This is a genomic window from Rhodanobacter ginsengiterrae, from assembly GCF_050026815.1.
Taxonomy (GTDB): Bacteria; Pseudomonadota; Gammaproteobacteria; order Xanthomonadales; family Rhodanobacteraceae; genus Rhodanobacter; species Rhodanobacter ginsengiterrae.
The window spans coordinates 93,707-113,129 of sequence record NZ_JALBWO010000054.1 but is presented as its reverse complement, the minus strand read 5'-3'; the positions used below and the strand labels follow the sequence as shown (position 1 = coordinate 113,129).

Here is a 19,423-nt window from a genome sequence, read left to right as displayed (position 1 = left end):
CTGGCGGGCATCCGAATGCGCATATCGGAGCAGAACTCGACGCAGGCGGCAGCCGATGCCGCATCAGGCGAGAGTTTGCATGCCGCGTTGTTCGAGATCGGGCAGTTGTTGGGGCGCTCGCTGGAACCGGTCGTGCTGTACGAGGCGGTGATCGAGGTATTGCAGCGGCGGATCGGTGCATGTCGGGTGATGGTGGGTGAACTGGATCGCCGCCGCGGCTGGATGCAGCGCATTGCGCCGGCCCAGGTGCCTGCTGGGATGGCCGATTTCTATCCCGAGCGGATTGCCTTCTCGGCGGCACCACCCTCGTTCTGGCGCGGCGAGCCGCAATTGGAGGCGGACCTCCATCGCGGCGAGGCGCTGCAGATGCTTCGGCCCGCCTGCGAGCGGCACGGCGTGCAGGCGGCACTGGCGGTGCCGGTGTTGAAGTTCGGCGAGGTCGGCGCGGTGCTGGTCATCCGCTCCGCCCATGCCGATTTCTTTTCGCCACGGATGATCGAACTTCTCCAGCAGGCAGCAATCAGCATCGGCTTCGGCCTGGAAGCGCACGAGCAGCGCACGCGACTGCTGCTGTCGGCGCAGGACGAGGCGCGGCAGCGTCGCGCGCTGCGCTTGCTCAGCGAGATGATCAAGCTGGTCACCCATAGCGAAAGCGAGCAATCGCTGCTGGCGGGTGCCTGTCACGTGGTGCGTTCCATCGGCGGTTATCGCGCCGCGTGGATCGGCCTGTTCGAGTCCGCTCAAGCGGACCGCTTGCAGCAGCGGGCGCAGGAGGGGCTGGATGATCTGGTCCTGCTGGACCTGCAGTCCGGCCAACCCGGTCGCACCGCTGCCGGCGCCCTGGTGGCGAGGGCGCTGGCCACCAGCTTGCCCCAGTCGCACCAGCCGGCTTCCCCCGCGAATCCACCGCTTGAGCCAGGCAGTGCCGATGTGCCGTCGCTGCTGGCCTTGCCGCTGCGCGTCACCGGGATGATTGCCGGCTGTCTGCTGCTCGAGGCGGGCACCGTCGATGCCTTCGGCGAAATCGAAATCCAGGTATTTGCGGAAATGGCGGTGGAACTGGGCCTGGGTATCCAGATGCAGCGCGCGCAGGCAGCGCGGCTGGCGGCGGAACAGGATCTGCGCTTCAACCTGCAGTATTTCCGCACGGTGCTGTCCAATCAGCACGCCGGCATCCTGGCGATGTCCGAGGACGACTGCGTGGGTTTTGCCAATGAGGCCTTCTGCACGCTGTTCGGCTTGACCGAACCGCCTGCCCGGCTGGAAGGCAAGCCGGCGGATTGGCTGTACGCCCGGCTGCGTTCGGCGTACCGGGATCCGGATGCCGCCGAATTGCGGAGCCGGCAGATCCTGGCGCAGGACCGGCCCGTCAAGGGCGACGAAGTGGCGATGAGCGACGGGCGCATCTTTCTGCGTGATTTCACGCCGGTGCAGATTGGCGGCGTGCCAAGCGGACGCCTGTGGCATTACCGTGATGTCACCCAGCAGAAGATGCACGAAGCGCGGGTGGAGCGGCTGGCGTTCTACGACGTGGTGACGGGTTTGCCGAACCGTCGGTTGCTGTTCGAGCTGCTGGAGCAGGCGCGCACTCGCGCCCGGACGCAGGGCAGCCTGCTGGCCGTGGGCGTGCTCGACCTCGATCGCTTCAAGAGTGTCAATGACACGATCGGCCATGGCGGCGGCGACCACGTGTTGGCCGAAGCGTCGGCGCGCGTCGTGGGCATGTTGCGCGAGGCCGACGTGCTGGCGCGTTTCGGTGGGGACGAGTTCGCGCTGGTCATCCCCGGACTGGACAGCCGCGAGCAGCTCGACGTGATCAGTCGCTGCATCCTGCAGGTGTTGCGCGCTCCGTTCAATCTGATGGGCGAGCAGCTGTACCTGTCGGCCAGCGTGGGCTGGACCCTCTTTCCGCTGGACGCATCGGATGCGGAAGGCCTGGTGCGGCACGCTGACCTGGCGATGTACCAGGCCAAGGACGAAGGCAAGGATCGCGGCATGCTGTACGAGCCGGCGATGGAGCTGGAGCAGGTCCGGCTGCAGGCGATGCGCGAGCGGGTGGCGCAGGCGCTGCAGCAAGGTCAGCTGCGCCTGCTGTTCCAGCCGATCGTCTACATCGACGGTTTGCCCGGCCTGCATGGGGTGGCGGGGATGGAGGCGCTGCTGCGCCTGGGCGACAGCGATCAGCTGATCGAGCCGGGCAAGTTCATGCACGTGCTGGATGATCCGCAACTGGCCCGGCCGATCGGCCGCTACGTGCTGGACGAGGCGCTGCGCTGCTGCCAGTCGTGGATCCGCTCCGGTGTCTCGATTCCCGTCTCGGTCAACATCAGCACCCGCCATCTGCTGCATCCGGCCTTCTTTACCGATATTGATGCCGTGCTCGACAACTACCCTGACGTGATGGACGTCGGCTTCGGCATCGAGGTGACCGAAACCGGCCCGACCATGGACCACACCCGGGCCAAGGACGTGATCGAGGAATGCCGCCGTCGAGGCATTCGCGTGGGGCTGGACGATTTCGGCACGGGCAGTGCCTCGCTGAGCCACATCCAGAAGCTTGATATCGAACACATCAAGCTGGACCAGAGTTTCGTGCGTGACATCATCAGCAACGATCGCAACATGGCGATCGCGGCGGGGGTGATCACCACCGCGCGCATGCTGGCCAAGGCGGTGATCGCCGAGGGGGTGGAGACGGCCGAGCAGGGCGACCTGCTGGCGTCGCTGGGATGCCATCAATTGCAGGGTTTCTGGATATCGCGGCCGATGTCCTGCGAACGGGTGCCGGCGTGGGTTGCCGGCTGGGTCCCGCCGGCATCCTGGGACAACCTGGTCACCGAGCGCCAGTCATTGCTGGCGGGTTAGCCGGGCGTGCGTGGCGATGCCGGCATGGGCTCGTCGCATGCCGGCGGAGCGGCCGACAGTGGTGCGCCCGGATGACAGCATCTAAGATTCGTTTCATTGATCGGGCGTTTCGGGCGTCCGGCAGGAGTCAAGCATGAAACCCATGGGCGCCCGCCAGGGCATCATCTCGTTGAAAATCAAGGACGCGGCGTCGCTGTACAACGCGTACATGCCGTTCCTCAAGCATGGCGGCCTGTTCGCCGCGACGGCGCAATCCTATTCGCTGGGCGACGAGGTGGTGCTGCTGGTGACGCTGGCCGAGGAAACCGAGCGCATTTCGGTGGTCGGCAAGGTGGTCTGGGTCAGTCCGGTCGGTGCACAGGGCAACCGCACCGCCGGCATCGGCATCCACTTCAACGAGTCCGGCGACGCCGAAGCGGCGCGCAGCCGGATCGAGAACATCCTGGCCGGCACCCTCAACTCGGAGCGTCCCACGCACACGATGTGATGCGTGCGGGTGGCGCTGTCGACGTTTCGCGACACGCGTTTTCCTGCCGTTAGTCGGCACGCGACTGGTCGTCAAGGCTTGTTGTACCCCTGCGCACTGATACAATGGCGGGATTCGCGAATCCATTTCGCGAAACGTCGGACGTCCATGGCAGCAACGCCTGCGGACGGGGCTGGACAGCCCGCGGCCTGCAAGGCCTGCCGAATCGAAATCGCCGGACCGTGAGTTGCCCGATCACACCCCACGGTCACTGATGCGCCATCGAGGCGCGGAGGTAAGTTGCATCGTGCTTGCCGAATACTGGCCTGTCCTGTTGTTCATCGGCGTCGCTGCCGGCCTTGGCGTGGTGCTGCTGGCCATTGGCCTGCTGGCTGGCCCGCGTCGACCCGAGGCCGAGAAGCTGGCGCCCTACGAGTGTGGTTTCGAGGCTTTCGAAGACGCCCGCATGCGCTTTGACGTGCGCTACTACCTGCTCGCCATCCTGTTCATCATTTTCGATCTGGAAATCGCCTTCCTGTTTCCCTGGGCGGTGGTCTTCCAGCAGCTTGGCGTGATCGCGCTGATCGAGATGGGCCTGTTCCTGCTGCTGCTGGTCATCGGTTTCGCCTACGTGTGGAAGAAGGGAGCACTCGAATGGGAGTGATGGATTCCGTCAGCCGGGTGATGCACAACCCGGAGCCGTTGAACCTGGTCGACGACATCCTGCTGCCGGCCGGTGACAATCCGGTGGTGCAGCGTGGCTTTGCCACCACCAGCATCGATGCATTGATGAACTGGGCGCGCACCGGCTCGATGTGGCCGATGACCTTCGGCCTGGCCTGCTGCGCGGTCGAGATGATGCACGCCGGCATGGCGCGACTGGACCTGGACCGCTACGGCGTGATCTTCCGTCCCAGCCCGCGCCAGTCCGATGTGATGATCGTGGCCGGCACCCTGGTCAACAAGATGGCCCCGGCGCTGCGCAAGGTCTACGACCAGATGCCCGAGCCCAAATGGGTGATCTCGATGGGCAGCTGCGCCAATGGCGGCGGCTATTACCACTACTCCTATTCCGTGGTGCGCGGCTGCGACCGCATCGTGCCGGTGGACATCTACGTGCCGGGCTGCCCGCCCACGGCCGAAGCGCTGATCCACGGCATCCTGCAGTTGCAGAAGAAAATCCGTCGCACCAGCACCATCGCGCGCTCTTGAACGGCACACTCTGAAGGCGCAGCCATGACTGATACCTCCCCCAAGACCTCGCTGGCCGCGCAGCTCGCCGCACGATTCGGCGACACGCTGGCCATCAGCACGGTCCGCAACGAGACCGTTGCCGAATTGGCTGCCGCCGACCTCATCGCCGTGGCTACCGCGCTGCGCGACGAGCCGGCGTTCCGCTTCAGCGAGCTGATCGACCTGTGCGGCATCGATTATCTCGGCTACGGCCAGACCGAGTGGGATACCCAGACCGTCTCCGGCACCGGGTTCTCGCGCGGCGTGGAAGGCGAGGCGCAGGGTCGTTTCGACTGGGCCGGCCGGCCGCGCGGCGACGGCGAGAACCAGCCACGACGCTTCGCCGCGGTGGTCCAGTTGCTCTCGATCGAACACAACCGTCGCCTGCGCCTGCGCGTGTTCTGCGCCGACGACAGCCTGCCGATGGTGCCGTCGCTGACCCTGGTGTGGCCGGGCGTGAACTGGTTCGAGCGCGAAGCGTTCGACCTGTACGGCATCATCTTCGATGGTCACCCGGACCTGCGCCGCATCCTCACCGACTACGGTTTCGTAGGTCATCCGTTCCGCAAGGACTTCCCGCTGATCGGCAACGTCGAGGTGCGCTACGACCCCGAACAGAAGCGGGTGATCTACGAGCCGGTGTCGATCGAGCCGCGCGTGCTGGTGCCGCGCACCATCCGTGACGATGCCGATCTGGTGCAGGCCAAGGCCGAAGCCGTCGATCACTGGCGGGAGAACTAAGCATGTCTCGACTAACGAATTTACAGCGAGCCTCGCGGCGGCTTTGCGTGCCATGCGTCGTTGCTCGTCGGCGCCATAGTGACCACTATGGCTTCTCCTCGCGCCTAGCCTGGCGCGCAAATCCACTCGCGATTTCTCGCTGAAATCCGTCAGTCGAGACATGCCCATGCAAGAGATCCGCAACTACACGATGAACTTCGGCCCGCAGCATCCGGCCGCGCACGGCGTGCTGCGCCTGATCATGGAGATGGATGGCGAGACCATCGTCCGCGCCGATCCGCACGTGGGCCTGCTGCATCGCGGTACCGAGAAATTGGCCGAGTCCAAGCCGTTCAACCAGTCGATCGGCTACATGGACCGGCTCGACTACGTGTCGATGATGTGCAACGAGCACGCCTACGTGCGCGCGATCGAGACCCTGCTGGGGATCGAGGCGCCGGTGCGCGCGCAGTACATCCGCACCATGTTCGACGAGATCACCCGCATCCTGAACCACCTGATGTGGATCGGCTCCAACGCGCTCGACCTGGGCGCGATGGCGGTGATCCTCTACGCGTTCCGCGAACGCGAAGAGCTGATGGACGTCTACGAGGCGGTGTCGGGCGCGCGCATGCACGCCACCTACTACCGCCCCGGCGGCGTCTATCGCGACCTGCCTGCACAGATGTCGAAGTATCGCGAGTCGCCCTGGCACAAGGGCGCCGACCTGAAGCGGATCAACAGCTGGCGCGAAGGCTCGATGCTGGACTACCTCGAGGCTTTCACCGCCGACTTCCCGTCGAAGGTGGACGAGTACGAGGAACTGCTCACCACCAACCGCATCTGGAAGCAGCGCACCGTCGGCATCGGCGTGATCAGCCCGGAACTGGCCCAGCAGTGGGGCATGACCGGCGCGATGCTGCGCGGCTCGGGCGTCGAGTGGGACCTGCGCAAGAAGCAGCCGTATGCGAAGTACGCCGAGATGGATTTCGACATTCCGGTCGGCGTCAACGGCGACTGCTACGACCGCTACCTGGTGCGCGTGGAAGAAATGCGCCAGTCGAACCGGATCATCCAGCAGTGCGTGAAGTGGCTGAAGGCCAACCCCGGTCCGGTGATGGTGAAGAACTTCAAGGTCGCCCCGCCGTCGCGGGTCGAGATGAAGGAGGACATGGAAGCCATGATCCATCACTTCAAGCTGTTCACCGAAGGCTATTGCGTGCCGGCCGGCGAAACCTATTGCGCGGTCGAGGCGCCGAAGGGCGAGTTCGGCTGCTACCTGGTTTCCGACGGCGCCAACAAGCCGTTCCGCGTGCACCTGCGCGCACCGGGCTTCGCCCATCTGTCATCCATGGACACCATCGTGCGCGGCCACATGCTCGCCGACGTGGTGGCCATGATCGGAACCTATGACCTCGTGTTCGGCGAAGTGGATCGCTGAGCCGGCACGACGGAGAAACGCATGAAAGCCACCGGACATTTCGAGCAGGTCAGGAACGTCGATCCGCTCGCCGTACTCACCGAGCACACCCGCCAGCACATTGATGCCTGGGCCGCCAAGTTCCCACCGGACCGCAAGCGCTCGGCGCTGATCCAGGCGCTGTTCGGCGCGCAGGAACAGAACCGGGGCTTCCTCACCGACGAACTGATCACCGCAGTGGCGAAGTATCTCGACCTGCCGGCGATCTGGGCCTACGAGGTGGCCAGCTTCTACTCGATGCTGGAGACCAGGCCGGTCGGCCGCAACAACGTGGCGATCTGCACCAACATCTCGTGCTGGCTCAACGGCGCGGAAGACCTGCTGCGCCACTGCGAGAGCAAGTTCGGCATCAAGGCGGGCGAGAGCACGCCGGATGGCCGGATCTACCTCAAACTGGAAGAGGAGTGCATCGCTGCGTGCGTCTACGCGCCGGCGATGACCGTGAACGGGCACTACCACGAGCGCCTGACGATCGAGAAACTCGATGCGATTCTCGATGGCCTGAGCATGGATGGCCCCGCGCATGGCCACGACGCCGAGGAGACGCACTGATGCCCGTCGGACCCGCTCCCCAGGAACACCAGGTCGTCTACACGACCTTGCATTTCGACAAGCCGTGGGCCATGGAAAGCTACGAGAAGGTCGATGGCTACAAGGCGTGGAAGAAGATCCTTGCCGAGAAGCCGGACCCGGCCTCGCTGATCGACGAGATCAAGAAGAGCAGCCTGCGCGGCCGTGGCGGCGCGGGCTTCCCCACCGGTCTGAAGTGGTCCTTCATGCCGAAGGGCGAGATGCAGAAGTACATCCTGTGCAACTCGGACGAATCCGAGCCGGGCACCGCGAAGGATCGCGACATCCTGCGCTACAACCCGCATGCGGTGATCGAAGGCATGGCCATTGCGTGCTATTGCACCGGTTCCACCGTGGCCTACAACTACCTGCGTGGCGAATTCCATCACGAGCCCTACGAGCACATCGAAGAGGCGCTGAAGGAGGCCTATGCCGCCGGCCTGCTGGGCAAGAACGTGCAGGGCAGCGGCATCGACGTGGACATCTACAACGCCCTCGGCGCGGGCGCCTACATCTGCGGTGAGGAAACCGCGTTGATGGAATCGCTGGAAGGCAAGAAGGGCCAGCCGCGCTTCAAGCCACCGTTCCCGGCCGGTTTCGGCCTGTACGGCAAGCCGACCACGATCAACAACACCGAAACCTATGCCTCGGTGCCGGCGATCCTGCGCAACGGCGCGGACTGGTTCCTCGACCTGGGCAAGCCGAACAATGGCGGGCCGAAGATCTTCTCGGTCTCCGGCCACGTCAACAACCCCGGCAATTTCGAGATACGACTGGGTACGCCGTTCTCCGAGCTGCTGGCGATGGCCGGCGGCGTGCGCAACGGCCACAAGCTGAAGGCGGTGATCCCCGGCGGCTCGTCGATGAAGGTGCTGCCGGCCGACATCATGCTCGAGAGCACGATGGACTATGACTGCCTGCAGAAGGCGGGTTCGGGGCTGGGCTCGGGCGCGGTGATCGTGATGGACGAGACCACCTGCATGGTCAAGGTCTGCCATCGCATCTCGCGCTTCTACAAGGCCGAATCCTGCGGTCAGTGCACGCCGTGCCGCGAGGGCACTGGCTGGATGTACCGCGTGCTCAGCCGCATTGTCGAAGGCAAGGGCACCGCAGAGGATCTGCATCGTCTGAAGGCGATTGCCGGCCAGATCGAAGGCCATACCATCTGCGCGTTCGGTGAAGCCGCCGCCTGGCCGGTACAGGGCTTCCTGGCCCGCTTCTGGAACGAATTCGAATACTTCGTGCAGCACGGTCGCTCGATGGTCGAGGACAGGCTTGCACAAGCCAACTCTGGAGTTGCTGCATGAGTGCGCAGCCGACCGGCACCGCGCCGGACCTGATCAACATCGAGGTCGACGGCAAGCCGACGCAGATCCGCAAGGGCGCGATGATCATCGAGGCGGCCGACGCGATCGGCGTGTCGATTCCGCGTTTCTGCTACCACCGCAAGCTGCCGATCGCCGCGAACTGCCGCATGTGCCTGGTCGACGTGGAAATGGGCGGCAAGCTGATGCCCAAGCCGCAGCCGGCATGCGCCACTCCGGTGGCGGAGGGCATGAAGGTGACCACGCGCTCGGACAAGGCGCTGAAGTTCCAGAAAGACGTGATGGAATTCCTGCTGATCAACCATCCGCTGGACTGCCCGATCTGCGATCAGGGTGGCGAGTGCGAGCTGCAGGACGTGGCGCTGGGCTATGGCCGCAGCGTCTCGCGCTTCACCGAGCGCAAGCGCACCGTGGCCGACGAGAACATCGGGCCGCTGGTCGCTACCGAGATGACCCGCTGCATCCATTGCACCCGCTGCGTGCGCTTCACCAGCGAGATCGCGGGCACCTACGAACTGGGTGGCATGAATCGCAGCGAAGACCTGCAGATCGGTACCTACATCGGCAAGACGATCGAGACCGAACTGTCCGGCAACATCATCGACGTGTGTCCGGTCGGCGCGCTGACCAACAAGCCGTTCCAGTTCAAGGCGCGCGCGTGGGAGCTGATTGCCAAGCCGTCGATCGGCTACCACGATGCGCTGGGTTCCAACCTGTGGCTGCACGTGCGCCGGGGCGAGGTGCTGCGCACGGTGCCGCGCGACAACGAATCGGTCAACGAATGCTGGCTGTCCGACCGCGACCGCTACAGCCATCAGGGCCTGTACGCCGACGACCGCATCGGCGTGCCGGAAGTGAAACGCAACGGCCAGTGGCGGGCCACGACCTGGGAAGACGCCCTGCAGTTTGCCGGCGAAGCGCTGAAGAAGGCGTCGGGCAGCGAGCTGGGCATGCTGTTGCACCCGGCCACCTCGAACGAGGAGGGTGATTTGCTGATGCGCTTGGCCCGCGGGCTGGGCAGTGCGCACATCGATCATCGCCTGCGTCAGCTTGATTTTGCCGACAACGCCGTGGCGGTCCCGTTTGCGCTGCCGGTGGCGGAAGTCGACCAGATCCGGGCAGCCTTGCTGATCGGCTCGGACCTGCGCCACGAGATGCCGCTACTGAACCATCGCGTGCATCAGGCGACCAAGAAGGGCGCCAAGGTCTACGCGGTCAATCCGGCGCATTTCGATTTCAACTACAAGCTGGCTGGCGAGTCCGTGCTGGCGCCCCCGGCGCTGGTCGATGGCTTGCTGGCCCTGGCCAAGGCGGCGGTGGCAGCGGGAGCCACGGCCCCGACGACACTGGCTGAAGCGATCGGTACGGCACAGAGCAAGGATGCGGACCGCGACGTGATCGCGGCGCTGCAGTCGGGCAAGGCGGTGGTGATCCTGGGGGAAGCGGCGGTGACCCATCCGCAGGCATCCTGGTTGCGCGCGATCGCGCGTTTCATCGCCGCCGCCACCGGCGCGGGCTACGACGAGTTGCCGGTTGGCGCTAACGCGATCGGTCTTGCCCAGCTCGGCGTGGTGCCGGGCAATGGCGGGCTGGATGCGCAGGCGATGCTGGCCCAGCCGCGCAAGAGTTACCTGTTGTACGGTGTCGAGCCGCCGCATGATTTCGCCGACGGTGCCGCCGCGCTGAACGCGCTGCGCCAGGCGGAGCAGGTGGTGGCGTTCAGCGCCTACGCCAGCCCGGCGCTGCGCGAGGTTGCCGATGTGATCCTGCCGATCGCCTTGCTGCCGGAGTCCGAGGCTACCCTGGTCAACGTCGATGGTCTGGCGCAGGGCGTGACTGCCGGTGCGAAGGCCGCAGGCCAGGCCCGTCCGGGCTGGAAGGTGCTGCGCGCGCTCGGCGGCGCGCTGCAGCTGGGCGGATTCGAATTCGACGACCTGGCCGGTTTGCGCGACGGTATCGCCGCGCGCGCCGTAACCGGGCGCAGTGGACTGGCCGAGCGCGCCACGGTCAGCGGTCTCAGCCGCCTGGCGACCTGGCCGATCTATCGCATGGACGCCGTGCTGCGTCGTGCCACCGCGCTGAATGCGCATCCGCTCAATCGCGCCCCGGCGGCGCGTCTGAATGCGGATGAGGCGGGGCGGCAGGGGCTTGCCGCCGGCAGCCAGGTACGCATCGGCGAAGCGCCGCTGTCGGTGGTGATCGATGCCGCCGTGCCCGATGGTGCGGTGTGGATCGAGGCCGCGCACGATCTCACCGCCGCGTTGCCGCCGTATGGCGCGTCCATCACCCTGAGCAAGGCTTAAGCAGATGCTTGATCAACTCATCCATCAGCTCGTCGTGCCGGTCCTGTACATCCTGGCGATCGTGTTGCCGCTGGTGCTGGCGGTGGCGATGTTCGTCTACTGGGAGCGCAAGGTTCTCGGCTGGATGCACGTGCGCATGGGACCGAACAAGATCGGTCCGTTCGGCATGCTGCAGGCCTTCGCCGACGTGGTGAAGCTGCTGATCAAGGAAGTGATCCTGCCGACCAAGGCAAACCGCTTCCTCTACTACATGGCGCCGATGATCGCGCTGGTGCCGGCGCTGGCCGTGTGGGCGGTGGTGCCATTCAGCAGCTCGATGGTGCTGTCCAATGCCAACGCCGGCGTGCTGTACCTGCTGGCGATGACCTCGATGGGCGTGTACGGCATCATCATCGCCGGCTGGGCGTCGAATTCGCGCTATGCATTGCTTGGCGCGATGCGTTCGGCGGCGCAGGTGATCTCCTACGAGCTGGCGATGGGCCTGTGCCTGGTCTGTGTGCTGGTGCTCGCCGGTTCGCTGAACCTCACCGACATCGTCAACGCGCAGGCCGGCAGCAAGGGCTTCTTCGACTGGTTCTGGTTACCGCTGCTGCCGGTGTTCGTGATCTATTTCATCTCCGGCGTGGCCGAGACCAACCGCGCGCCGTTCGACGTCGCCGAAGGCGAGTCGGAGATCGTCGCCGGTTTCCACGTGGAATATTCCGGCTCGGCGTTCGCGCTGTTCTTTCTGGCCGAATACGCCAGCATGATCCTGGTCAGCTTCCTCGCCGCGATCCTGTTCATGGGCGGCTGGCTGTCGCCGTTCCCGACCTCGTGGGGCTTCATCGGCCATGGCGGCTTCCCCTGGCTGCTGCTCAAGGCTTTCCTGTTCTCCTTCATGTTCCTGTGGTTCCGCGCCACGTTCCCGCGCTATCGCTATGACCAGATCATGCGGCTGGGCTGGAAGGTGTTCATTCCCATCGCCATCGCGTGGGTTTTCGTGGCGGGCCTGATGAAGTATTACGGCCTGGTCAGCATCGGCACGGGGGCCTGAGCATCCAATGAATCGCATGACCGCCTATTTCAAGAGCCTGCTGCTGATCGAGCTGCTGCAGGGCATGAGCGTGACCATTCGCTACATGTTCAAACCCAAGTACACGATGCGCTACCCGATGGAGCACATCCCCAAATCCAACCGCTTCCGCGGCCTGCACGCGCTGCGTCGTTATGCGAACGGCGAGGAACGCTGCATCGCCTGCAAGCTGTGCGAGGCGGTGTGTCCGGCGCTGGCCATCACGATCGACTCGGCGCCGCGCGAAAGCGACGGTCAGCGTCGTACCACCCGCTACGACATCGACCTGTTCAAGTGCATCTTCTGCGGTTTCTGCGAAGAGAGCTGCCCGGTGGACTCGATCGTCGAGACCTCGATCCACGAATACCATTTCGAGAACCGGGGCGAGAACGTGGTGGACAAGCAGAAGCTGCTGGCCATCGGTGACCGCTTCGAACAGCAGATCGCCGCCGACCGCGCGCAAGATGCGGCGTACCGCTGAGGCCTATCGATGAATCCCCAACTGCTCCAACTCATCTGCTTCTACGCCTTCAGCTTCGTCACCGTGGCGGCGGCCCTGTCGGTGATCACCCTGAAGAACTCGGTGCATGCCGTGCTGGCGCTGGTGCTCACGTTCTTCAGTGCCGCTTGCCTGTGGCTGCTGCTGGAGGCTGAATTCCTTGCCCTCGCACTGATCGTGGTCTATGTCGGTGCGGTCATGGTGCTGTTCCTGTTCGTGGTGATGATGCTCGACATCGACCAGGAAAAGATGCGCGAGGGCTTCGTCAAGTTCCTGCCGATCGGCCTGTTCGTGGCCGTGGTGATGCTGGCCGAGATGCTCGGCCTGATCGGCGTGCGCGCGCTGCAGTCGCACGTGATGGGCGCCGATCCGGCGACCGCCGCCGGGGTGTCCAATACCGCATGGCTGGGCCGTGCGCTGTACACCCGCTTCCTGTTGCCGTTCGAAATTGCCGCGCTGATCCTCACCGTCGGCATTGTCGCGGCGGTGGCGTTGACCCTGCGCGAGCGTCGCGACGCCCGTTATGAGTCGGCCAGTCAGCAGGTCAAGGCAGACCCGACCCGGCGCGTGCGCATCGTGAAGATGGCGGCGGTGCGTCCCGACGAATCGACCGAATCCCAGGAGCCGCAGCCATGATCACGCTTGCGCACTACATCGTGCTTGGCGCGGTGCTGTTCTGCATCGCCGTCGCCGGCCTGTTCATCAACCGCAAGAACGTGATCGTGCTGCTGATGTCGATCGAGTTGATGCTGCTGGCCGTGAACATGAACTTCGTGGCGTTCTCGCGCTTCCTCGGCGACGTGTCGGGGCAGGTGTTCGTGTTTTTCATCCTCACCGTGGCTGCGGCAGAAGCTGCCATCGGCCTGGCGATCCTGGTGCTGCTGTTCCGTACGCGCAGCACGATCAATATCGCCGACATCGACAGCATGAAGGGTTGATCCGATGCAGCTTTCAACATCCATCCTGCTGACGATTGCGCTGGCGCCGCTGGTCGGTTGCCTGCTGGCCGGTTTCTTCGCCAGGTTCATCGGTCGCGCCGGTTCGCACAGCGTGACCATTCTGGGTCTGCTGGTTTCCTGCGTGCTGTCGTTCCTGGTGCTGTATCAGTTCACCATCGGTGGCGCGGCCGAGTACAACCAGAACCTCTACACCTGGTTTCAGATCGGCCCGTTCAATGCCAGCGTCGGCTTCATGGTCGACCGCCTCACCGCGATGATGCTGGTGGTGGTGAGCTTCGTGTCGCTGCTGGTGCACGTGTACACCATCGGCTACATGCGCGATGACCCGGGCTATACCCGCTTCTTCAGCTACATCTCGCTGTTCACCTTCTCGATGTTCATGCTGGTGATGAGCAACAACTTCATGCAGCTGTTCTTTGGCTGGGAAGCGGTGGGCCTGGTGTCGTACCTGCTGATCGGCTTCTGGTACAAGCGGCCGACGGCGATCTTCGCCAACCTGAAGGCGTTCCTGGTCAACCGCGTGGGCGACTTCGGCTTCCTGCTCGGCATCGCCGCGGTGCTGTATTTCCTCGGCACGCTGGACTACGCCACGGCGTTCACCGCGGCGCCGGGCCTGGTCGGCAAGACCCTGCAGATCACCGCGCACACGCAGTGGGACGCGGCCACGGTGATCTGCATCTGCCTGTTCATCGGCGCGATGGGCAAGTCGGCGCAGGTGCCGCTGCACGTGTGGCTGCCCGATTCGATGGAAGGCCCGACCCCGATCTCGGCGCTGATCCATGCGGCGACCATGGTCACCGCCGGCATCTTCATGGTGGCGCGCATGTCGCCGCTGTTCGAGCTGTCGTCGACCGCGCTGAGCTTCGTGCTGGTGATCGGCGCGACCACGGCCCTGTTCACCGGCTTGATCGGCATAGTCCAGAATGACATCAAGCGGGTGATCGCGTACTCCACGCTGTCGCAGCTGGGCTACATGACGGTGGCGCTGGGCGTGTCGATGTATTCGGGCGCAGTGTTCCACCTGATGACCCACGCGTTCTTCAAGGCGCTGCTGTTCCTGGGTGCCGGCTCGGTGATCATCGCGATGCACCACGAGCAGGACATGCGCTACATGGGCGGCCTGCGCAAGTACATGCCGATCACCTGGATCACCATGTGGATCGGTTCGCTGGCGCTGGTGGCGATCCCGTTCACGTCAGGCTTCTATTCGAAGGACGCGATCATCGAGGCGGTCGGCGAGTCGCATCGCTGGGGCGCGCATTACGCCTATTTCTGCGTGATGGCCGGTGCTCTGGTGACCGGGCTGTACACCTTCCGCCAGATGTATCTGACCTTCCACGGCAAGGAGCGCTTCACCGTGGTCGAGCAGCATGGTCATGGCCACGACGGGCATGACGATCACGGCCACCACGAGCCGGGCGTGCTGGCGCATGCACCGAAGGAGTCGCCGTGGGTGGTGACCCTGCCGCTGGTGCTGCTGGCGATTCCGTCGCTGCTGGTGGGCTTCTTTACCGTCGGACCGATGCTGTTCGGCAACTGGTTCGGCAGCGCGATCCATGTGGACGAGGCGAACAACGTGCTGGCCGAACTCGGCCAGGAATTCCACGGGGCTTCGGCGATGGCGCTGCACGGATTCACCCAGCTGCCGTTCCTGCTGGTGCTGATCGCCTTCATCACCTGCACCTACATCTACCTGTTCAATCCCGCGCTGGCCGGGCGCATCAAGTCCGCGTTGAAGCCGCTGTGGACGGTGCTGGATCGCAAGTACTGGGTCGACAATCTGTACTTTGCCGTTTTCGCCCGCGGTGGCGTGATGCTGGGTCGCCTGTTCTGGAAGGCTGGCGACACGGCGGTGATCGATGGCGCGATGGTCAATGGCTCGGTGAGCCTGGTGCATCGCGTGGCCGCGACCGTGCGCCGCCTGCAGTCGGGTTATCTCTATCACTACGCTTTCGCGATGATTCTCGGCCTGATCCTGCTGCTTGGCGGGTATTGGTTCCTCGGTTCCATGCCGGTCGGGCAATAAGGGAAACAGATCCATGTTCAATCATTTGCTCAGCCTGCTGATCTGGCTTCCTGTCCTCGGCGCCATCCCGGTGTTGCTTGCCGGTTCGGCCCGCCCGAACCTGGCGCGCTGGCTGTCGCTGCTGGTGGCGGTACTGACCTTCGTGGTCAGCCTGTTCCTGCTGGTGCAGTACAACCCGGCCGGCAGCGCGATGCAGCTGGTCGAAAGCCATCTGTGGATTGCCTCGTGGGGCGTCCATTACGGCTTGGCGGTGGACGGCATCTCGGTGGCGCTGATCGTGATGACCACCTTCGTCGGCATCCTGGTGATCGCCGGCGCCTGGGAGGTCATTCAGGACAAGCCGCACCAGTACATGGCCGCCATGCTGATGCTGGAAGGCCTGCTGATCGGCGTGTTCTGCGCCACCGACGCGCTGCTGTTCTACGCGCTGTTCGAGGCGATCCTGATTCCGATGTTCATCCTGATCGGCATCTGGGGCGGGCCGCGCCGCGTGTATGCGACGCTGAAGTTCTTCATCTACACGTTCTTCGGCTCGGTCTTCATGCTGATCGCGCTGCTGTACCTGTACCAGAAGGCGCATACGTTCGACCTGGCCACGCTGGCGGCGCTGCCGCTGACGATGAAGGAGCAAAGCTGGCTCTTCTTTGCGTTCCTGATCGCCTTCGCGATCAAGGTACCGATGGTGCCGGTGCACACCTGGTTGCCGGACGCCCACGTGGAGGCGCCGACCGGCGGCTCGGTGGTGCTGGCAGCGGTGATGCTGAAGGTCGGGACCTACGGCATGCTGCGTTTCATCCTGCCGATCGTGCCGGATGCCGGTGCCCACTTCGCCTGGATCATCATCGCGCTCAGCCTGGCCGCGGTTGTCTACATCGGCTATGTCGCGCTGGTGCAGGAGGACATGAAGAAGCTGGTGGCGTATTCGTCGGTAGCCCACATGGGCTTCGTCACGCTCGGCATCTTCATCGCGTTTGCGCTGGTGCGCGAGCGGGGCAACACCGACATGGCCCAGCTCGGCATGCAGGGCGCGATGATCCAGATGATTTCGCACGGCTTCGTTTCCGGTGCGATGTTCACCTGCATCGGCGTCATGTACGACCGCCTGCACACCCGGGCAATCAAGGACTACGGTGGCGTCATCAACGTGATGCCGTGGTTCGGCTTCTTCTACGTGCTGTTCGCGATGGCCAACTGCGGCCTGCCGGGCACCAGTGGTTTCGTCGGTGAATTCATGGTGATCCTGGCCAGCTTCAGCGCCAATCCGTGGATCGCGTTGTTCGCCGCGTTCACCCTGATCATCGGCGCGGCCTACACGCTGTGGCTGGTCAAGCGCGTGCTGTGGGGCGAGATCACCAATCCGCACGTGGCGCAGATGAAGGAAATCAACGGTCGCGAGACCTTCGTGCTGGCATCCTTTGCCGCCGCCGTGCTGGCGCTGGGCATCTGGCCGCAGCCGCTGGTCCACTTGATGGACGGCTCGGTGGCGCAGCTGGTGCAGCAACTCGCCATTCACAAGATTTGATCGGGACCCGACATGCCAACACTGAATGACATCCTGATCCTGCTGCCGGAGTTCTATCTGGTGGCGGCGGCGTGCCTGCTGCTGTTGCTGGACGCCTTCATGAAACCCGCACGGCGCCCGCTGCTGCACTGGATCTCGATCGCCGTGCTGCTGGTGGCGATCTACCTGGTGATCGCCGGGCAGCCGCCGCAGGCGGTGAGCGCGTTCGGCGGCATGTTCCTGCGCGACGACGTGGCCGAGATTCTCAAGGTGTTCGCGCTGGGCACCACCGCACTGATGTTCGTCTACGCCCGCCCGTACCTGATCGACCGCAAGCTGCTCGGTGGCGAGTTCTATACGCTGATGCTGTTTGCGGTGATCGGCATCATGCTACTGGTCTCGGCCGGCAACCTGGTCACCATCTATCTGGGACTGGAGCTGCTGTCGCTGTCGTCGTATGCACTGGTGGCGCTCAATCGTGACGCGAAGCTGCCGCCGGAAGCGGCGATCAAGTACTTCGTGCTGGGTGCGTTGGCCTCCGGCATGCTGTTGTACGGCATGTCGATGGTCTACGGCGCGTCGGGCATGGGCGGCACGCCCACGCTGGAACTGGCCCAGCTGCATGACGTGATGAGCTACACCACCGCACCGACGTTGCTGCTGTTCGGCCTGATCTTCATGATCGTCGGCATCGGCTTCAAGCTGGGCGCGGCGCCGTTTCACATGTGGATTCCGGACGTCTACCAGGGCGCGCCCACGCCAGTCACCGCTTTCATTGCTTCCGGTTCGAAGCTGGCGGCATTCGGCATGGCCTGGCGCCTGCTCGACGGTGGCATGGGCGATCTGTCGCAGCATTGGCAGCTGATGCTGGCGGTGCTGGCAGTGTTGTCGCTGGCGATCGGCAACCTTGTGGCGATCGTGCAGACCAACCTCAAGCGCATGCTGGCCTATTCGACCATCTCGCACATGGGCTACCTGCTGCTGGGCCTGGCGGCCGCCGGGCCGGAAGGTTATGCGGCTGCGCTGTTCTACGCGATCTGCTACGCGTTGATGGGCGTGGCGGCGTTCGGCGTGATGCTGGCGATGAGCCGGGCCGGTTTCGAGTGCGAGGAAATTGCCGATCTGAAGGGGCTCAACCAGAAGTCGCCGTGGATGGCTTTCCTGATGTTGCTGGCGATGTTCTCGCTGGCCGGCGTGCCGCCGCTGTTCGGTTTCTGGGCCAAGGTGCTGGTGCTTGAGGCCGCGATCCACGCGAACATGCTGTGGCTGGCCATCGTCGGTGTCGTGTTCGCGATCATCGGCCTGTATTACTACCTTCACGTGGTCAAGGTGATGTACTTCGACAAGCCGGCCGAAGGCAGCCTGCTGCAGGCACAGGCCGACAAGCCGCTGCGCGTGGTGTTGTCGATCAATGCATTGTCCTTGCTGGCACTGGGCTTGTATTGGGGGCCGTTGCTGGGGTGGTGCCGTCGCGCGTTTGGTCTTTGAATGGTCGATTGATGTATCGGTGACAGATTGAGGCTTGCAAGAAACCGGCCACCCCGGTAAACTCTTCGGACTCTGATGCGGGGTGGAGCAGTCTGGCAGCTCGTCGGGCTCATAACCCGAAGGTCGCAGGTTCGAATCCTGCCCCCGCTACCAGATCTTTCTTGTTGCAAGAAAGCCTCCTAGTGAGGCTTTTTTGTTGGGCGCACGGATGCGTCGTGCCTGGTTGCCTGGCAGCCACGCGCACCGGAAAGAGCTGTACGAGGAGGAACATCGGCGTGATAAGGAAATGGGCCGTTGGAGCCCATTTTTTGTTTCTGCAGTTCTGACGCAGTGGGTCGGGAAGACGATCATGGATACACAGGCACTTGCACAGCGATTCACCGAGGTACTGACCGATCTGGGTCTGGAATGCCTTGGCGTGGAGTTCAATCCGTCGAGCGGGCAGAGTACCCTGCGCGTCTACGTGGACTTGTTGAACAAGGACGCCGGTGACGGTGAACGCCGCGAGGTGGGTATCGAGGATTGCGAGACCGCCAGCCGCGAATTGTCCGCTCTGCTTGATGTGGAGGATCCGGTCCCGGGTCACTACGTGCTGGAGGTTTCCTCGCCGGGTCTGGATCGTCCGCTGTTCACGGCCGAACAGTTTGCGCGTGTCGATGGGCAGGAAGTGAAGTTGCTGTTGAAAGCGCCGCTGGAGGGGCGTCGTCGCCTGCGCGGCAAGCTGGTTTCGGTGGAAGGCGAGCACATCGTGCTGGAAGCTGAAGGCAAGACTTTCGAGTTGGAGCATTCGCTGGTGGAAAGTGCACGTGTGGTGCCGGACTGGGTGGCGCTGGGTTATGCGCCGCAGCCCAAGCCCGGCGGCAAGGTTCCCGGCAAGAAATAATTTGATGCGGCCATTCGTGGCCGCGTTCCAGGTTTTGTGTTCCGGGATGAACAC

17 protein-coding genes and 1 tRNA gene are annotated in these 19,423 nt (G+C 64.1%); all 18 read left to right on the top strand.

The genetic code is table 11. From position 1 onward, the window contains the following. The first annotated feature begins 15 nt into the window (after positions 1 to 15). The 18 genes from ACQGNJ_RS10335 to ACQGNJ_RS10250 all read left to right on the top strand — a co-directional run bounded on the left by ACQGNJ_RS10335 (position 16) and on the right by ACQGNJ_RS10250 (position 19,369). Positions 16 to 2,865: a bifunctional diguanylate cyclase/phosphodiesterase gene (locus tag ACQGNJ_RS10335; RefSeq protein WP_426689158.1), complete on the top strand. Its 2,850-nt coding sequence runs from the start codon at positions 16 to 18 to the stop codon at positions 2,863 to 2,865. 133 nt (positions 2,866 to 2,998) lie between these two features. Further along, complete coding sequence (locus ACQGNJ_RS10330) at positions 2,999 to 3,352, top strand: PilZ domain-containing protein (RefSeq protein ID WP_007805201.1); 354 nt, start codon at positions 2,999 to 3,001, stop codon at positions 3,350 to 3,352. Positions 3,353 to 3,638: 286 nt separating this feature from the next. Then, positions 3,639 to 3,995: an NADH-quinone oxidoreductase subunit A gene (locus tag ACQGNJ_RS10325; RefSeq protein WP_007805203.1), complete on the top strand. Its 357-nt coding sequence runs from the start codon at positions 3,639 to 3,641 to the stop codon at positions 3,993 to 3,995. Beyond that, positions 3,986 to 4,543: a NuoB/complex I 20 kDa subunit family protein gene (locus ACQGNJ_RS10320; protein ID WP_426689157.1), complete on the top strand. Its 558-nt coding sequence runs from the start codon at positions 3,986 to 3,988 to the stop codon at positions 4,541 to 4,543. Before ACQGNJ_RS10325 ends, ACQGNJ_RS10320 begins: the two co-directional genes overlap by 10 nt. A gap of 24 nt (positions 4,544 to 4,567) precedes the next feature. Beyond that, positions 4,568 to 5,305 (top strand): NADH-quinone oxidoreductase subunit C, encoded by a 738-nt coding sequence (locus tag ACQGNJ_RS10315; protein ID WP_426689156.1) that lies wholly within the window; start codon positions 4,568 to 4,570, stop codon positions 5,303 to 5,305. Positions 5,306 to 5,471: 166 nt separating this feature from the next. Beyond that, the gene (locus ACQGNJ_RS10310; protein ID WP_426689155.1) at positions 5,472 to 6,725 is read left to right on the top strand and encodes an NADH-quinone oxidoreductase subunit D; all 1,254 of its coding nucleotides are present in this window, start codon (positions 5,472 to 5,474) and stop codon (positions 6,723 to 6,725) included. A gap of 21 nt (positions 6,726 to 6,746) precedes the next feature. Further along, positions 6,747 to 7,316 (top strand): NADH-quinone oxidoreductase subunit NuoE, encoded by a 570-nt coding sequence (gene nuoE, locus ACQGNJ_RS10305; protein WP_426689154.1) that lies wholly within the window; start codon positions 6,747 to 6,749, stop codon positions 7,314 to 7,316. Then, entirely contained in the window at positions 7,316 to 8,641 is a 1,326-nt protein-coding gene (nuoF, locus tag ACQGNJ_RS10300; RefSeq protein ID WP_426689153.1) for an NADH-quinone oxidoreductase subunit NuoF, read from the top strand. The genes nuoE and nuoF overlap by 1 nt, the downstream gene beginning before the upstream one ends. Then, positions 8,638 to 10,962, top strand: a complete 2,325-nt coding sequence (gene nuoG / locus ACQGNJ_RS10295; protein WP_426689152.1) for an NADH-quinone oxidoreductase subunit NuoG — start codon at positions 8,638 to 8,640, stop codon at positions 10,960 to 10,962. Before nuoF ends, nuoG begins: the two co-directional genes overlap by 4 nt. Positions 10,963 to 10,966: 4 nt before the next feature. Continuing rightward, positions 10,967 to 11,995 (top strand): NADH-quinone oxidoreductase subunit NuoH, encoded by a 1,029-nt coding sequence (nuoH, locus tag ACQGNJ_RS10290; RefSeq protein ID WP_426689151.1) that lies wholly within the window; start codon positions 10,967 to 10,969, stop codon positions 11,993 to 11,995. A 7-nt stretch (positions 11,996 to 12,002) separates the two neighbouring features. Further along, positions 12,003 to 12,494 (top strand): NADH-quinone oxidoreductase subunit NuoI, encoded by a 492-nt coding sequence (gene nuoI, locus ACQGNJ_RS10285; protein WP_426689150.1) that lies wholly within the window; start codon positions 12,003 to 12,005, stop codon positions 12,492 to 12,494. Between the two features lie 9 nt (positions 12,495 to 12,503). Then, on the top strand, positions 12,504 to 13,148 hold the full coding sequence (locus ACQGNJ_RS10280; RefSeq protein WP_426689149.1) for an NADH-quinone oxidoreductase subunit J: 645 nt from the start codon (positions 12,504 to 12,506) through the stop codon (positions 13,146 to 13,148). Then, positions 13,145 to 13,450, top strand: coding sequence for an NADH-quinone oxidoreductase subunit NuoK (nuoK, locus tag ACQGNJ_RS10275; RefSeq protein WP_007805214.1), 306 nt, complete (start codon positions 13,145 to 13,147; stop codon positions 13,448 to 13,450). Before ACQGNJ_RS10280 ends, nuoK begins: the two co-directional genes overlap by 4 nt. 4 nt (positions 13,451 to 13,454) lie before the next feature. After that, the gene (nuoL, locus tag ACQGNJ_RS10270; RefSeq protein ID WP_426689148.1) at positions 13,455 to 15,497 is read left to right on the top strand and encodes an NADH-quinone oxidoreductase subunit L; all 2,043 of its coding nucleotides are present in this window, start codon (positions 13,455 to 13,457) and stop codon (positions 15,495 to 15,497) included. 13 nt (positions 15,498 to 15,510) lie between these two features. Further along, a complete protein-coding gene (locus ACQGNJ_RS10265; protein WP_426689147.1) occupies positions 15,511 to 17,019 on the top strand; it encodes an NADH-quinone oxidoreductase subunit M in 1,509 nt (502 codons plus the stop codon). Between the two features lie 12 nt (positions 17,020 to 17,031). After that, a complete protein-coding gene (nuoN, locus tag ACQGNJ_RS10260; protein WP_426689146.1) occupies positions 17,032 to 18,486 on the top strand; it encodes an NADH-quinone oxidoreductase subunit NuoN in 1,455 nt (484 codons plus the stop codon). Positions 18,487 to 18,562: 76 nt separating this feature from the next. Next, positions 18,563 to 18,639: transfer RNA gene (locus tag ACQGNJ_RS10255), tRNA-Met, on the top strand. 196 nt (positions 18,640 to 18,835) lie between these two features. Continuing rightward, on the top strand, positions 18,836 to 19,369 hold the full coding sequence (locus ACQGNJ_RS10250; RefSeq protein ID WP_426689145.1) for a ribosome maturation factor RimP: 534 nt from the start codon (positions 18,836 to 18,838) through the stop codon (positions 19,367 to 19,369). The last annotated feature ends 54 nt before the right edge of the window (positions 19,370 to 19,423 follow it).